12 protein-coding genes and 1 pseudogene are annotated in these 15,740 nt (G+C 72.2%); 5 read left to right on the top strand and 8 right to left on the bottom strand.

Annotation, left to right across the window (positions count from 1 at the left end; genetic code table 11):
- Window positions 1-75 precede the first annotated feature (75 nt).
- Window positions 76-1,614: a histidine ammonia-lyase gene (gene hutH, locus ACZ3KJ_RS09400; protein ID WP_467526345.1), complete on the top strand. Its 1,539-nt coding sequence runs from the start codon at window positions 76-78 to the stop codon at window positions 1,612-1,614.
- A 72-nt stretch (window positions 1,615-1,686) separates the two neighbouring features.
- On the opposite strand, the gene ACZ3KJ_RS09395 is transcribed toward hutH, so the two are convergent.
- Together ACZ3KJ_RS09395 and ACZ3KJ_RS09390 are read right to left on the bottom strand one after the other, a co-directional pair.
- The gene (locus ACZ3KJ_RS09395; protein WP_467525960.1) at window positions 1,687-2,487 is read right to left on the bottom strand and encodes a hypothetical protein; all 801 of its coding nucleotides are present in this window, start codon (window positions 2,485-2,487) and stop codon (window positions 1,687-1,689) included.
- Window positions 2,488-2,530: 43 nt separating this feature from the next.
- Entirely contained in the window at window positions 2,531-2,896 is a 366-nt protein-coding gene (locus ACZ3KJ_RS09390; protein WP_467525958.1) for an LAETG motif-containing sortase-dependent surface protein, read from the bottom strand.
- 650 nt (window positions 2,897-3,546) lie between these two features.
- Here ACZ3KJ_RS09390 and ACZ3KJ_RS09385 point away from each other — a divergent pair.
- The 3 genes and pseudogenes from ACZ3KJ_RS09385 to ACZ3KJ_RS09375 form a co-directional block, all read left to right on the top strand.
- Window positions 3,547-4,809, top strand: a complete 1,263-nt coding sequence (locus ACZ3KJ_RS09385) for a L,D-transpeptidase (protein WP_467525956.1) — start codon at window positions 3,547-3,549, stop codon at window positions 4,807-4,809.
- Between the two features lie 146 nt (window positions 4,810-4,955).
- On the top strand, window positions 4,956-6,446 hold the full coding sequence (locus tag ACZ3KJ_RS09380; RefSeq protein WP_467525954.1) for an ABC transporter permease: 1,491 nt from the start codon (window positions 4,956-4,958) through the stop codon (window positions 6,444-6,446).
- Window positions 6,447-6,509: 63 nt separating this feature from the next.
- Window positions 6,510-7,181: pseudogene (locus ACZ3KJ_RS09375) on the top strand (ABC transporter ATP-binding protein); the annotation flags it as partial.
- A gap of 193 nt (window positions 7,182-7,374) precedes the next feature.
- On the opposite strand, the gene ACZ3KJ_RS09370 reads toward ACZ3KJ_RS09375, so the two are convergent.
- From ACZ3KJ_RS09370 to ACZ3KJ_RS09360, 3 genes are all read right to left on the bottom strand, one after another.
- Window positions 7,375-9,018, bottom strand: a complete 1,644-nt coding sequence (locus ACZ3KJ_RS09370) for a nuclease/transposase family protein (RefSeq protein ID WP_467525952.1) — start codon at window positions 9,016-9,018, stop codon at window positions 7,375-7,377.
- Complete coding sequence (locus ACZ3KJ_RS09365) at window positions 9,011-9,394, bottom strand: IS607 family transposase (RefSeq protein ID WP_467525951.1); 384 nt, start codon at window positions 9,392-9,394, stop codon at window positions 9,011-9,013. Before ACZ3KJ_RS09365 ends, ACZ3KJ_RS09370 begins: the two co-directional genes overlap by 8 nt.
- Before the next feature lie 131 nt (window positions 9,395-9,525).
- The gene (locus tag ACZ3KJ_RS09360) at window positions 9,526-10,461 is read right to left on the bottom strand and encodes a helix-turn-helix domain-containing protein (RefSeq protein ID WP_467525949.1); all 936 of its coding nucleotides are present in this window, start codon (window positions 10,459-10,461) and stop codon (window positions 9,526-9,528) included.
- A gap of 168 nt (window positions 10,462-10,629) precedes the next feature.
- Here ACZ3KJ_RS09360 and ACZ3KJ_RS09355 point away from each other — a divergent pair, with 168 nt between their 5' ends.
- Window positions 10,630-11,682, top strand: a complete 1,053-nt coding sequence (locus tag ACZ3KJ_RS09355; protein ID WP_467525947.1) for an NAD(P)-dependent alcohol dehydrogenase — start codon at window positions 10,630-10,632, stop codon at window positions 11,680-11,682.
- Window positions 11,683-11,814: 132 nt separating this feature from the next.
- Here ACZ3KJ_RS09355 and ACZ3KJ_RS09350 read toward each other — a convergent pair whose 3' ends face one another.
- The 3 genes from ACZ3KJ_RS09350 to ACZ3KJ_RS09340 all read right to left on the bottom strand — a co-directional run bounded on the left by ACZ3KJ_RS09350 (window position 11,815) and on the right by ACZ3KJ_RS09340 (window position 15,633).
- Complete coding sequence (locus ACZ3KJ_RS09350) at window positions 11,815-12,609, bottom strand: cyanophycinase (protein ID WP_467525945.1); 795 nt, start codon at window positions 12,607-12,609, stop codon at window positions 11,815-11,817.
- A 105-nt stretch (window positions 12,610-12,714) separates the two neighbouring features.
- A complete protein-coding gene (locus ACZ3KJ_RS09345; protein WP_467525943.1) occupies window positions 12,715-13,917 on the bottom strand; it encodes an MFS transporter in 1,203 nt (400 codons plus the stop codon).
- A gap of 129 nt (window positions 13,918-14,046) precedes the next feature.
- The gene (locus tag ACZ3KJ_RS09340; protein ID WP_467525941.1) at window positions 14,047-15,633 is read right to left on the bottom strand and encodes an alpha/beta hydrolase; all 1,587 of its coding nucleotides are present in this window, start codon (window positions 15,631-15,633) and stop codon (window positions 14,047-14,049) included.
- Window positions 15,634-15,740 lie beyond the last annotated feature (107 nt).

The following is a 15,740-nucleotide window of genomic DNA, read 5'->3' as shown; positions in this document are numbered from 1 at the left end:
CGCATCGGTAAGGGGCGAACCCCACCTCCACGGGTGACATTCCAGTCTTCACTGCGTACGCTCCTGAATATGGATATGCATACTGTGGTGGTGGGGACGTCCGGGGTGACCGCGTCCGACGTGCTCGCCGTGGCGCGCGGCGGCGCCCGGGTCGAGCTCTCCGGGGAGGCGGTGGCGGCCCTCGCCGCCGCCCGCGAGATCGTGGACGCGCTGGCGGCCAAGCCCGAACCCGTCTACGGCGTCTCCACCGGATTCGGCGCCCTCGCCACCCGGCACATCAGCCCGGAGCTGCGCGCGCGGCTCCAGCGCAACATCGTCCGCTCGCACGCCGCCGGCATGGGACCGCGGGTCGAGCGGGAGGTCGTCCGGGCCCTGATGTTCCTGCGGCTGAAGACCGTCTGCTCCGGGCACACCGGAGTGCGCCCCGAGGTCGCGCGGTCCATGGCCGACCTGCTGAACGCCGGCATCACCCCCGTCGTCCACGAATACGGCTCCCTCGGCTGCTCCGGCGACCTCGCCCCGCTGTCGCACTGCGCCCTGACGCTCATGGGGGAGGGGGACGCCGAGGGCCCCGACGGCGTCGTACGGCCCGCGGGCGACCTGCTCGCCGAGCACGGCATCGCGCCCGTCGAACTGCGGGAGAAGGAGGGGCTCGCCCTCCTCAACGGGACCGACGGCATGCTCGGCATGCTGCTCATGGCCCTGGACGACCTCGACACCCTCTACAAGTCCGCCGACGTCACGGCCGCCCTCAGCCTGGAGGCGCTGCTCGGCACCGACAAGGTGCTCGCCCCCGAACTGCACGCCGTCCGCCCGCACCCGGGACAGGCGGCCAGCGCCGCCAACATGCTGGCCGTGCTGAAGGGCTCGGAGCTGACCGGCCACCACCAGGACGACGCGCCCCGCGTCCAGGACGCCTACTCGGTGCGCTGCGCCCCGCAGGTCGCCGGCGCCGGACGGGACACCCTGGCGCACGCCCGGCTGGTCGCCGAGCGGGAACTGGCGTCGGCCGTCGACAACCCGGTGGTCCTGCCCGACGGCCGCGTCGAGTCCAACGGCAACTTCCACGGCGCCCCGGTCGCCTACGTCCTCGACTTCCTCGCCGTCGCCGTCGCCGACCTCGCCTCGATCGCCGAACGGCGCACCGACCGGCTCCTGGACAAGAACCGCAGCCACGGGCTGCCGCCGTTCCTCGCCGACGACGCCGGTGTCGACTCCGGGCTGATGATCGCGCAGTACACGCAGGCCGCGCTGGTCGCCGAGATGAAGCGGCTGGCCGTACCCGCCTCGGCGGACTCGATCCCGTCCTCCGCCATGCAGGAGGACCACGTGTCGATGGGCTGGTCGGCGGCGCGCAAGCTGCGCACGGCCGTCGACGACCTCGCGCGCGTGCTCGCCGTCGAGCTCTACGCCGCCACCCGCGCCGTCGAACTGCGCGAGGGGCTCACCCCGGCGCCCGCGACCCGGGCCGTCGTCGACGCCCTCCGCGCGGCGGGCGTCCAGGGACCGGGACCCGACCGTTTCCTCGCGCCCGACCTCGCGGCGGCGGACGGGTTCGTGCGCGAGGGACGGCTCGTGGCCGCCGCGGAGACGGTCACCGGGCCGCTGCGGTAGCGGGCCAGGGGGCGGCGTGGCCGGCGTGCCGGGGCCCCGCCGCGCGCACGCGCACGGCGGGGCCCCGGACGGTCACTTCAACTTGGCGACCTGCGCCTCGACCACGGCGGCCGGGACCTCGTGCTCGCCGCCGTTCGCCAGCGCGGACAGGTTGATCGCGTAGAACGTGGCCAGCGTGCTGCCGCTGCGGACCACCTCGACGTGGAACGTGGCCGGGCCGTCGCCGCCCGTGTCGACCACGGCGGCGAACGCGGCGGACCCGTCGCCCGCCACGGAGGCCTGGTCCGCCGTGATCTTGGTGATCTCCTGGTCCTCGCCGTCGGCGGTGATGCCGAACCCGCCGGAACAGGCGTCGATGCCGTCGGTGACGGCCTTCAGGGCCTTCTCGGCGCCGTCCCCGTCGTAGGAGGACAGACCCACGAACGTCGCGGCGACGTCGAAGGCGTCCTCGATGTCGGCCTCGGTGAGGTCCTCCACCGACGTGGTGGCGTCCGCCGACTTGTCCTCCGTCACCGTGTTGCTCGCGCCGGCGTCCGTCTCACCCGGCGGGAGGGCGGCCATGGCGTAGGCGAGCGGCGCGCACGCCTCGTCGTCGACCTGCACCGTGCTCTTGGACTTCGGGAGCGTGTCGTCGCCCGATTCGACGGTGAACCCCTTGTCCTCGCCCTGGGCGAGGAGCAGCTTCTCCAGTTCGGCCGAGGTCAGCGCCTCGGCGGCCGGAGCCGACGACGAGGCGGCACCGGAGCCGGAGCCGGACCCCTTGGATCCCTTGTCCTTCTTGCCGTCGTCGCTGGAGCACCCCGTGACGAGTGCGAGTGACAGCGCCCCCACGACAGCCGCGGCGCACAGCCGCGCCCCCGATGATCTGTTCATGATCGGGACTATGAGGTCCCTGTGAACGGAACGTCAAGTCTTTTCAAAAACCGAGGCGCTCCCGGCGCACGGAGTACACGACGAATCCCGCTCCCAGCGCGAGCAGCGCGGTCCCGCCGGCCACATAGGGAGTGGTGTCGAAGCTGCCGGTGTCGGCGAGGCGGGTGCCGTCCCCGCTCTCCGAGGTGTCCGTGGCCGTGGAGGCGGCCCGGGCCTGGGTGGTGACCTGGGTCCGGGTGGCCGTGGCGGACTGCGCCCGGCCGTCGGGCTGCGCCCGGGTGGTCTGCGACGTCGCGTTCGTTCTCGCCGGGGCCTCCTGCGTCGCGTTGGCGTTCGGGACGAACCACAGGGCGCCCAACAGGGTCCCCGCGGCGGCGGCGGTCAGCAACGGACGGCGAGCGGATGACACGGAATATCGATCCCCTTGTGACGCTGGCGAATTGGCCGTGTGTCCCGATGCTAATGAAAGGCGCGGGTCGCGGGAAAGTTGCGGGAGCCGACGGGCACGCGCTCCTCACGGGAACACCGAAAAGGCACCCGGATATGTCCTGATTCACATGGATTTCGCATCACGGGGGGAATGTCCGGCCGCTGTGACCGAAGACACCGCGGCGGAGCCCGGCGCGCCGGCCGCTCCGTACGCACTGGTCAGCGCGGTGCCGACGGCCGGACTTCACCGAGTCTCCCGGCCCCGCGCGTCGATCGATCATGACGGTGACTCGCCTTGCGGGGGTCCGGCCGAGGATGATGGTGGGCGGACGACGGGGCGGACACCGACGGCGGTGGCCGCACGGGCGGCATCGGTCGGGCGTATCGGGGAATTCTTGACTCCGGACGGCAACCGCGCCCGGGGTTCCGTCGTCTCAAGCAATGCGCCCCGAGCGATGTGCCTCAAGACGGCGCGCTGACCGACACCGCGCCGCGGGACCCGGCGGGCCCACCGCCGCCGTGGACGTGGTGTGGCCCACACATCGGGGAAATGTGGAACGGGACGAACCGGTCGGGGCGTTGAGGCTTTTTAACGGGGGACCCTCGGGGTAGTTCGGGATTTCGGCAACGATGGAGAAGCGTGTGATGACGGACAGTAGGCGGCGCAGGGGTCTGATGACCGCGTCCGCACTGCTCGGCGGTGTTCTGGTGCTCACCGCGTGTTCCAGTGGCGACAGCAGCGCCTCGGACGGCGCGGGAAGCTCCTCGCAGGCCCAGGCCGACGAGGCGGCGGCCCAGAAGGCATCCGAGGCCCAGATCAAGATCACGCCCGCGGACGGCTCGGACAACGCCTCCATCAACAACTCGGCGGCCGTCACGGTGAGCAAGGGCACGCTCACCGAGGTGACGATGACCACCGCCGACGGCACCGCCGTGGCGGGCGAGCTCTCCGCCGACAAGACCAGCTGGAAGCCCAGCGACCAGCTGGAGCGCTCCACCACCTACAAGCTCGCGGCGACCGCGAAGGACTCCGACGGCCGCGAGGCCCACGAGAACGCGTCCTTCACCACGGTCTCCCCTGACAACAGCTTCATAGGCAACTTCACGCCGGAGGACGGCTCGACCGTCGGCGTGGGCATGCCGGTGTCGATCAACTTCAACAAGGAGATCACCAACAAGGCCGCCGTCCAGAAGGGCATCACGGTCAGCTCCAGCAGCGGCCAGGAGGTCGTCTGCCACTGGTTCAACACCCAGCGCATGGACTGCCGCCCCGATGAGTACTGGCAGGAGAACTCCACCGTCACGCTGAAGCTCGCGCTCGACGGCGTCGAGGGCGCCGACGGCGTCTACGGCGTCCAGCAGAAGACGGTCACCTTCACGATCGGCCGCAACCAGGTCACGTACGTCGACGCGAAGACCAAGCAGATGAAGGTCACGCAGGACGGCAAGACGGTCCGGACGATCCCGATCTCCGCCGGCTCGCCCGACAACAAGACGTACGAAGGCCAGATGGTGATCTCCGAGAAGTTCAAGGAGACCCGGATGAACGGCGCGACGGTCGGCTTCACCGACGACGACGGCAAGGGCGAGTACGACATCAAGGACGTGCCGCACGCCATGCGCCTGACCACCTCCGGCACCTTCGTGCACGGCAACTACTGGGGCGCGAAGTCCATCTTCGGCTCGGTGAACACCAGCCACGGCTGCGTCGGCCTGTCCGACACCAAGGGCGCCGACGACGACAGCACGCCGGCCGCCTGGTTCTACAACAACTCGATCATCGGTGACGTCGTGGTCGTCCAGAACACCGGCGACAAGACCGTCTCCCCGGACAACGGCCTCAACGGCTGGAACATGGACTGGGCGCAGTGGAAGGCCGGTTCGGCCGTCTGACCCGCCCGGCCCCCGGGCCGATCCACAGCTTTCCGGTGCCGCCCCCAGGGGCGGCACCGGCGTTTCCGGGGTTGTTCACAGCCTTCTCATCGTTCTCTTATATTCGCCTTATCCCTTCATCACGGTCTGTCCCTAGCTTGCGGCGCATGTTCTTCACCTACCTGAGGCGCGAACTGCGCCGCCGCAGAAAGGCGGCCCTCGTCGTCGCCTCCGGGCTCGCGCTGGGTATCGCGCTGGTCATCGTGGTCACCTCCGTGTCCGCCGGCATGAGCAAGGCCCAGGACAAGGTCCTCCAGTCCCTGTACGGCCTGGGCACGGACATGACGGTCACCAAGGCCGCCGCCGCCCCCACCGCGAACTCCTCGGAACGCCCGCGCTTCCAGTTCGACGCGCAGGAGGACGGCTCCGACGAGGAACAGAGCAGCGACCGCGTCATGGTCCAGGGCTTCCAGACCCTGTCCACCTCGACCGTCACCAAGGTCGGCAAGCAGAGCGGCGTCGCCGACGCGGTCGGCGGACTGAGCCTGCAAGTCATCAAGGTCAGCGGCCAGTTCACCCGCGGCCAGTTCCAGCAGGACGGCAACGCCGGCGGCCAGCAGGGCGGTCCGGGCGGCAACGGCGGCGGCTCCGGCCAGCCGCAGGGCGAAGTGCAGGGCGGCGGAGCCGACTTCGACGTCAACAACTACTCCGTCTACGGCACCGACGTCACCGAGCCCGCGCTCGGCCCGCTGACCTCCTCCAAGATCACCAGCGGTCGTACCTTCAAGACGACCGAGACCGACGGCAAGGTCGCGGTCGTCGACTCGGCGTACGCCAAGGAGAAGGAGCTCAAGGTCGGCTCCACCGTCACCATCAAGAGCGTCAAGTTCAGCGTGATCGGCATCGCCACGGCCGACAGCGGCGACTCCGCCGCCAACGTCTACATCCCGCTGACGCAGGCTCAGACCCTCAGCGACTCCAAGGACAAGGTCACCACGATCTACGTCAAGGCGACCGACTCCCAGCAGATCGACAGCGTCAAGTCCGCGATCCAGAAGAACGTCTCCGGTACGACGGTGACGACCTCCGCCGACCTCGCGGACACCGTCTCCGGTTCCCTCTCCACGGCGTCCTCCCTCGCCACCAGCGTCGGCAAGTGGCTGTCCATCGCGGTGCTGGTCGCCGCGTTCCTGGTGGCCGGTCTGCTGACCTCCTCGGCGGTCTCGCGGCGCGTGCGGGAGTTCGGCACGCTCAAGGCGCTCGGGTGGAAGTCCGGGCGCGTCACCCGTCAGGTGGTCGGGGAGGCGATGGTCAACGGGCTGCTGGGCGGCGCGCTGGGCATCGCGATCGGCCTGGCGGGCGCCTACGTCGTCACGGCCATCAGCCCCACCCTCCAGGCCCAGCTGGGCTCCGGCGGCGGTGGCGGCATGGGCGGCGGTGGCGGCATGGGCGGTGGCCCCGGCGGCGGTGGCGGCTTCGGCGGCGCCCGGCAGGCGGCCTCCCAGACGCTCGACGTCGCGCTCACCGCGCCCGTCAGCGTCACGACCGTGGCGATCGCCGTCGCGCTCGCCGTGGCCGGTGGGCTGATCGCGGGGGCGTTCGGTGGCTGGCGGGCCTCCCGGCTGCGGCCGGCCGACGCGCTGCGCCGCGTCGAGTAGCACGCCGCGTCGCGCAGCCGGCGCCGCCACCGCACCTTCTTCACCCACCCCAGGAGTTGACCCATGTACGAACTCAGAGGCGTCACCAAGCGCTACACACGCGGCAAGGAGACCGTCCACGCCCTCGACGGCGTCGACCTGACCATCCCGGACGGCGACCGGCTCGTCATCCAGGGGCCCACCGGCGGCGGCAAGTCGACGCTGCTTCAGATGCTCGGCGGACTCGACCGGCCCTCCGAGGGCGAGGTCGTCCTCGACGGCACCGACCTGGCCAAGCTCTCCGAGTCCCGCCTGACGAAGGTGCGCAGCGAGAACATCGGCTTCGTCTTCCAGTCGTTCAACCTCATCCCGACGCTCACCGCGCAGGAGAACGTCGAGACCGCCCTCGTCCCCCTCGGCGTGAAGACCCGCGAGCGGCGCGAGCGGGCCGCCGAGGCACTGCGGTCGGTCGGGCTGGGCGAGCGGCTCGGGCATCTGCCCAGCGAGATGTCCGGCGGGCAGCAGCAGCGCGTGGCGATCGCCCGCGCGCTGGTGAAGCAGCCGAAGGTGCTGCTCGCCGACGAGCCCACCGGCAACCTCGACGAGTCGATGCGCGACGAGATCATGGACGTGCTGGAGACCCTGTGGAAGGAGCACGGGCTCACCTTCATCATGGTCACCCACGACTCGTCCATCGCGAAGAAGGCCCCGCGCCTGGCGACGATCCGCAAGGGCAAGATCACGGTGAAGGAGAACCCCAAGGCCGCCGCGGCGGAGAAGGCCAAGGGCCCGGTCAAGGAGAGCGCACAGGGCACGGCGGCGGACGAGGACGCCAAGAAGGCCGCCGCCTCCTGACGTCGGTCGCGTCCCTCGCGGCGGGGCCGGCGGCGCGTCCATCGGTCCCGCCCCTTCGGGTGCGCCGTGCACCGGTACCGTTCCCGCACCGTTCCTAATCAGTGAGCGGGAGTGAGTCTTGGACCCATGCCGGCTCAGCTGGCGCATTCCGAACGGTCTTGGATGCGCTGGTTGCCCGCGTTCCTGCCGCGTCCGGCTTCACACATCGGGTGCGTGGTCCGGGTACGCGGGGGCGGGTTTCCTCACGCCCCTGGTCACGCGGTCCGGTCTGGGCGGTCCGATGCCCACGACGATCACTCTGGTCGTCGTGGGGCGGTGCCGTCCGTCGCCGGATCGCGTGTCCGAGGGCGCGTCTCCCGATCGCCACTGAGGCGGCGGCGTGTCGGGAAGTCTTCCTTTTCTTGCTGGTCAGCGGCTTTTGCCAGTGTTCCCCGCCCCACCTGGAGGTGTAGGCGGGATCGACGGCGATCACGCTGATACCGGCCTCGGCGCACATCGACAGGAGCCGGGCGCGGAGTCTGCCGGTGGGGATGCCGGAGACGAGCTGCCGGAACTTCTTCTTCCGGCCGTGCTTCTCCCTGGTGGTGGAGTCGGTGAAGTCGAGGTCTTCGATCGCGATGGCCTGCACCTTGCACGTTGTGGCCCAGTGCAGGAGGCGGGTGAGGGCGTGGCGGAGCTGGGCGTCGCGGTGGGTGGCGGTGCCGGTCAGAGCGTAGTCGAAGCGGCGCGGGCTGCCGGCGGGGTTGCCGTGCTCGTCCAGCAGCCAGGCGGCCAGGTGGTCGGCGTTGGTGTCCACGCCGATCACGCCCCCGGCCCGCAGCGCGTCGAGCGGGATCACGGGCAGGTCTTTACGCGTCCACGACGCATCGAGGTACCAGCGGCCACGGGCCACGTCCAGGTGGATGCGGTAGGCCACGGCCCGGTTCGCGGTGATACGGTCGCGCCACTCTGCGCCCCGGTGGGGGAAGGCGACGCGGGCGGCGAGGACGTACCGGCCGTGCCGGGCGTTCGCGTGTTCGGCGAGCGGGGCGGGCAGTTTGACACTGACCTCGCCGCCGGGGGTGACGCGGATCGTCTCGTTGCCGTGCCGCTTGCCGGACTCGCCGTCAGCGGTCAAGAACCAGCGGGACGCCTCCCACTCGCCGCGCCACTGCTCCGGGGTCCTCTCCGCGGCGGTGAGGTTGTGGCGCTGGTGGAGCAGGCGGCGGCCGCCCCGTACGACGGAGACCTTCCCGGCTTCCCGTTCGGCGCGAACGTGCTCGTAGCGGTCTTCTAGGATCGCCAGGCGGCGCGTCTTGGCGAACCACTCGTGCTGGGAGCGGTAGCCGCCGGGCTTGCCCCGGCTGCCTTTCTCCCCGACCGGCAGGGACAGCCGGTGCCGGATCATGCGGATACCGGCGTCCAGGGACATCAGGTGCTGGTGCTGGGCACGGCGGGACAGCCCCCACTGGTCGTGGGTGTGGGAGGTGACCGACCCGGCCCAGCGGGACGACGAGGCGGCCGTCAGTTCCCGCTTCCGGGCGGCCCAGGTGTCGGTGGAGTGCTCCAGGCCATCCCTGCAACGCCGGGCCAGATCGGCGGAGGCGAGGCGGCCCATGTGCTCGCCGACCAGGCGCAGCACCTTCTCGTCCTCGGGCGTGAGGCCCTTGAGCCGGTCGCGGATGCTGACCCCGGTGGGACCGTCGGCAGCGTACGGCCGGGCGATCCTGCGCAACGGCTTCTTGGCGGGCTCAGCCATGCTCGGCGGCCTCCAGCGCCTTCCTGGCGCGGTTCTGCGCCGAGCGGCGGCCGTACAGGCGGGCGCAGAACGACGTCAGCACGTCCACGATGTCCCGCACCGGATCCACCCGCACAACGGGACGGCCGGTGGTCGCAGCCCAACGGGTCAGCCGGGCGGCCTGGCGCCCAAGGTCGTCCTTCTGGCCGGGAGAGGAGACACGGGCATACAGGCGCAGGCCGCCGACCACTTCCGGTGCAGCGTTGGCCTCCACGTTCACCAGGATCGTGCGCGGCCCGACCCGCTGAGCCGGTTCAGGCAACGTCCCCTCACGGAACCGGCGATACGGGGTCTGCGGATGCACGCCCTGCCTGTGCGCCCACTCCGTCAGATTCACACTTCGACAACGACACTCACTCATGCATGGTTACGTCCACTCCCACAACCTTGGAGATGGGCAGTTGATCACCCCCGGCGGCCTTTCGGCTCCGGGGGTGCGGTCATGCGGCTGGTGCCCGTCCCCTGCGGTCAGGCGGGCGGCGCCTGGGACCCCGTCCCCGCCCTCGTCGCGTCGGCCCCCCAGCTCGCCAGCAGCCGCAGCGCCTCCGCCGAGGGCGATCCCGGTTCCGCGTGGTAGGTCACCATCGACTGCTCGCCGTCGCCCGAGAGCCGGAACCCCTCGAAGTTCAGGGACAGCTCCCCGACCAGCGGATGACGGAGCAGCTTCACCCCGTGACTCTTCTCCTTGACGTCGTGCGTCGCCCACAGCCGCCGGAAGTCCTCGCTCTTCACCGACAGCTCGCCCACCAGCGCCGACAGCCGGGGGTCGTCCGGGTAGCACCCGGCGTCCATGCGCAGCGCGCACACGATGTCGATCGCCTTCTGCTCCCAGTCGACGAACAGCTCGCGGTAGTCGGGCCGCAGGAACACCAGCCGCGCCCAGTTCCGCTCGGCGTCCGCCAGCTCCGACCAGTCCCCGAAGACCGCCGCCGCCATCCGGTTCCACGCCAGGATCTCGGCCCGCCGTCCGACGACGTACGCGGGCACCCCGTCCATCACGTCCAGCAGCTGCCGCAGCGCCGGCCGCACCTGCCGGGCCCGCGCCGCCGGCTTCTTCTTGTGCTGCTTGGGCTTGGCGAGATGGGTGAGGTGCGCGTGCTCGGCGTCCGTCAGCCGCAGCGCGCGGGCGATGGAGTCCAGCACCTCCGCCGACACGTTCCGCCCGTTGCCCTGCTCCAGGCGCGTGTAGTACGCCACCGACACCCCGGCCAGCTGCGCCAGCTCCTCGCGCCGCAGCCCCGGCACCCGGCGGTGCCGCCCGAAGTCGCGCAGCCCCACGTCCTCCGGCTTCAGCCGGGCCCGCCGGGTGCGCAGGAACTCGCTGAGCTCGGCACGCCGGTCCAGACCCGCGCCGGGTGCGCCGGGCGCGCCGGTCCTCGGCACGGGCTCGGGCTGTACGTCCATGCGTCCAGTATTGCTGGTCGTACGCACACGATCCTGACCTCGCCAGTGGTACGCACGGTGGTCGTAGGCACGGGCGGGGGCTGGGCGGCCGCCGGGCGGCACGGCAGGCTGGTCGCCGTACCCGGTCCGGTCGCGGGCCGGGTGTACGACCCGCTAGGAGACCCCTGCATGACCACGGGCACGACCACCGTCGCCGCGTACGCCGCCCCCGCCGCCAAGGCTCCGCTGGAGCGCACCACGATCGAGCGCCGCGCGGTCGGCGAGCACGACGTAATGATCGACATCAAGTTCTCCGGAATCTGCCACTCCGACATCCACCAGGCCCGGGAGGGCTGGGGCAAGGCGATCTTCCCGATGGTGCCCGGCCACGAGATAGCGGGCGTCGTCTCGCAGGTCGGCCCCGGTGTGACGAAGTTCGCCGTCGGCGACCGGGTGGGCGTCGGCTGCCTCGTCGACTCCTGCCGGGAGTGCGACAACTGCCGGGCGGGCCTGGAGCAGTACTGCACCGGCGGCAGCGTCGGCACCTACAACGCCCTCGACAAGAACGGCGAGCCGACCTACGGCGGCTACGCGCAGGCGATCGTCGTCGACGAGAACTTCGTCGTCCGCGTCCCCGACGCGCTGCCGCTGGACGTCGCCGCCCCGCTGCTCTGCGCCGGCATCACCACGTACTCCCCGCTGCGGCACTGGAACGCCGGACCCGGCAAGAAGGTCGCCGTCCTCGGCATGGGCGGCCTCGGCCACATGGCCGTGAAGATCGCCCACGCGCTCGGCGCCGAGGTGACGGTCCTGTCCCAGTCCCTGCGCAAGAAGGACGACGGCCTGCGGCTGGGCGCCGACCACTACCACGCCACCAGCGACCCCGAGACCTTCAAGAAGCTGGCCGGCACCTTCGACCTCATCCTGTCCACCGTCTCCGCCCCGCTGGACCTGGGCGCCTACCTGTCCCTGCTGCGCACGGACGGCGCCTTCGTGAACGTCGGCGCGCCCGAGGAGCCCGTCGCCCTGAACCTGTTCTCGGTGATCGGCGGCCGCAAGACCCTCGCCGGATCCTCCATCGGCGGCATCCGCGAGACGCAGGAGATGCTGGACTTCTGCGCCGCGCACGGCCTCGGCGCGGAGATCGAGCTGATCGGCGCGTCCGAGATCAACGAGGCGTACGAGCGGGTGCTCGTCAGCGACGTGCGCTACCGGTTCGTGATCGACACGGCGACCATCTGAACGCCCGGACTCCCGGACGCCCGGACGCCCGGATGCCCGGACGCCCGGACGTGCGGACGACAGAACACGGCCGCACGGCCGGCCGGCTCCGGGACGACCGCCCAGGGCCCCGCACCGCACCGCGCCGGGGCCCTACGGGGCGGCGGTGAAGGACTCCCCGGCGCCGTAGGACCGCACGAGCACCCCGCCCCCCGGCGCCGGACGTACGGAGTGGGCACGCCCCCGCCCGGCGACCCGGGCCGTACCGTCCCCCGACACCCGTACGACGGTGTGCTCGTCGACGGCGACCCCGTGCCGGAGCCGCCCGTCCGCGACGACGGCCGCCAGCCGCGGCAGCGTGCCCCACTGCGCCGCGTGCACGTCCACCCCGAACGGCACCAGCCCGAGCCCCGGCCGCACCTCCACCTCCTCCAGGTCCTCCGCGGTCTCCGGCGGACACACCGCGGTCCCGTCGACCAGCCATCCCCCGGCCACGCAGTCCCGCGCCGCGACCGCGGCACCGGCGGAGAAACCGGCGTACGGAACGCCCCGCTCGGCGACCAGCTCGGCCAGCGCGTCCCGGCACCCGGCGAGCGCCTCCTGGTGCGCCGGTGTCAGCCCGCCGCAGACGAACACCGCGTCCACGTCGTCCGACAGCACCCCGGGCCCGACCCGCTCCCCGACCGGCACCAGCAGCGGCTCGGGCACACAGCCACCGGCCTTCCGCAGCAGCGCGTCGTACCGCGCGAACTGCTCGGCCCCGTCGCCCTCGTCGACCAGCAGGCACAGGACGCGCGGCACCGGCACCGGGGCGGCCCGCAGGAACGGCCCGTACACGGCCCCGGCGACGGACTCGTCCCGCCCGCCGCCGATCAGGAACACCTCACCGCCGGCCCTGCCGTTCCTCCTGCTGTTCCTCCCGCTGTTGCTTGCGGTGTGGCTGCTCACGCGTGTGCCCTCCTGGCCGGTCGTCCGATGTCCGCGGCCAAGTAACGCACGACCGGCGGCCCGCCCGCTCGGGCATTTCCCGTGGGGGACGGCCGGCGGCGGAGGTCACCGCGCCGGTGCGCGCTCACCCCGTACCGGCCGGCGGAGCAGGTAGCCGGCCGCGACCGAGACCAGGACGGCCATGCAGGCGATGAACACCAGCCCCGCGCCCTCCAGGCCGAGCGGGACCGTCAGCACGCCCACACCGATGACGGGGACCGAGATCCCCGCGTACGCCACCACGAACAGCGTCGAGATCACCGCCGCGCGCCGGTCCTCGGGAGACGCCCCGGCGACCACGGACAGCCCTCCGCGGAACGCCAGCCCCTGCCCGCTACCGCCGACCAGCGCGCTCAGCACCACCAGCGGCAGCAGGTCCCACCGCAGCGCGCCCGCGAGCAGCGCCAGCCCGGCGAGCAGGCCGGCGCAGCCGAGCGGCAGCGAGCGCCCCGCTCCGACCCGGCCCACCGCCAGCTGCCCGGCGGTCGAGGCGAAGAAGGCCAGCGCGACGACCAGTCCGCTCACCGCGTGGTTGCCGACGTCCAGCGACTGCGCGAGGAACGCCGGGCTGACCGACGTGAACACCCCGAACAGCGCGAACCCCGCGAACGAGGCGATCGCCGCGGGCCCGAACACGGCCCGCACCCGCGGGGGCAGCGCCGGCCACCGCGGCCGTACCGCGCTCAGCGGCCGCCGCTCCCGGACGGTCTCCCGAAGGCGCAGCAGGACCGCGGCCGAGCCGGCCACCAGGACGAGGTGCACGGCGAACGGCAGGTACAGCGGCCGGGGCGCGTACTGCGCGAGCACCCCGGCGAGCAGCGGACCGCAGCCCAGGCCGCCCATGGTGGCGGCCGTCGCCACGAACGTGGCCCGGGAGGCGCCGCCGCGGGGCGCCGACTCCATCACGTACGCCGTGGCGGCTCCGGTGAACAGTCCGGCGGACAGCCCCGACAGCAGCCGCCCCGCGTACAGCCAGCCCAGCCCGGTGGCGCACAGGAAACTGACGGCGCTCGCCGCCGCGAACCCCAGCCCCCACAGCAGCACCGGCCGCCGACCCACGGCGTCCGAGGCGTTCCCGGCCAGCAGCAGCACACCGATGACCCCGAAGGCGTACACGGCGTACACGACGGTCACCGTCACCTCGGAGAACTCGAACGCCTCCTGGTAGAGGCCGTAGAGGGGGGTCGGCAGCGTGGTCCCGGCCATGCACACGGCGAACACCGTCCCGGCGAGCAGACACTGGCGCCATCCTCGACGATCACCGTTCATGCCGCCGACCGTAACCCCGCACACCACCGCAAAAGGTGTGGCGTGCCCGGCGGTGCGGGAGAGCCGGGGACGCCGGGCAGCGGACCAGGGGGTCCGTCAGGTCACGGACCCCCGGCGTTCGGGGTTCTCTCAGGTGCAGGTCGTGCCGGCGGGCGGGAGCTGGCCCTGTGTCAGATAGCGGTCCACGGCGCCGACGACGCAGGCGTTGCCGCGGTGGTAGGCGGCGTGCCCGTCGGCGTCGTAGGTGAGCAGGCGGCCGGAGGAGAGCTGGCCGGCGAGCGCCTTGGCCCAGGCGTACGGGGTGGCGGGATCGCGCGTGGTGCCGACGACCAGGATGGGAGCGGCCCCCCGCGCGGAGACGGTGCGTGAGGGCTGGGCCGGCGGGACGGGCCAGTGGGCGCACTGCAGGAGCGGGGCCGCGAACAACCTGCCGAACTGGGGCGACGTGCGCAGGAACTGCGGCAGCGCCGCCTGGACCTCCGCGGAGGTGAACCGCGGGGCGAGGGGGGCGCTCAGGCAGCTGACGGCGTAGAACGCGTCGGTGGCGTTGCTGGAGGTGTCCGTCGCGGAGCCGAGGAGCTGCTGGAGCGCGGTGGTGTCACCGGCCAGCACCTGCCGGAGCGCGGTGCGCAGCAGCTCCCACTCGGGGGTCCTCAGCGCCGTCGTGATCGCGACGAGGAGCTCGTCCCCCGAGACGGAGATGTCCTTGCCCTGGCGCAGGGGAACGCGGTCCAGGGTGCGCCGGAGCGTGTCCAGCCCGCGGCTGATCTCCTCGACGGAGCGGCCCAGCGGGCAGTCGCCGCGGGCGGCGCAGGCGGCGGCGAAGGACTCCCAGGCCTTCTGGTAGCCGACCGCGGTCTGCAGGAAGCGCTGGTACCCGTCGACGGAGGGGTCGACGGCACCGTCGAGCACCATCCGGCCCACCCGGGACGGGAAGAGATCGGCGTACGCCGCGCCCAGGTACGTGCCGTACGAGAAGCCGACGTAGTGCAGCCGGTCGTCGCCCATGAGCGCGCGGAACAGGTCCATGTCCCGGGCCGCGTCCAGGGTGCCGAGATGCGGGAGCAGCCGCCCGGCGTGCTGTGCACACGCCTGGGAGAACTCCTCGTACGCCACGTCATAGGCGGCGATGTCCGCCGAGTCGACCGACAGGTGGCGGCCGACCCCCGAGGAGCTCGTGGACGTGTCGGTCCCGCAGTCCACCGGGGAGCTGTGCTGCACGCCGCGCGGATCCAGCGCGACCAGGTCGTAGGCGGCTCGCACGGCCGGGGAGAAGCGGTCGGCGCCGCCGCCCACCAGGAAGTCGATCGCGGACGCTCCGGGGCCGCCGGGATTGACCAGCAGCGAGCCCGTCCGGGCGCCGTCGCCGGTGGACTTCTTCCGGGTGGCCTTCAGGAGGAGGTCGCCCGCGTCCGGACGGGCGTAGTCCAACGGCACCTTCATGGTGGTGCACTGGAACGAAGGGTAGCCGGAGCAGGGCTCCCACAGGAGTTTCTGCTGGTGGTAGCGGAGCAGTCCCGGCGGGACGGCCCCGTCGGAGGCGGTGCCGTCCGCCCTCGCCGACCGCGTCACGGCGGGGGCCTCTCCGGGCCAGGCGGCGTACGGGGCGGTCAGGAGCAGCCCGCAGGCACCCAGCAGCGCCGCCCTGTCGCGCAGCCTCCGCCTGCGTATTCGGTCGAGGTGGGGTGTGCGGTCAGTGGCTCGTGCAGCGGTCATCGCCATGCCTTCCTCGTGCGCCCGTGCGAGCGATCCGGGCCCGCCGGATGAGGCTTCACGGCGGGCCCGAGGTCAACCCCGTGCCCGGACGGGGCGGGCGGTTCCCT

Source organism: Streptomyces sp. NPDC003248, assembly GCF_055563235.1.
Note: the sequence above shows the minus strand (reverse complement) of the source record. Positions and strands in the feature narration are given on the sequence as shown.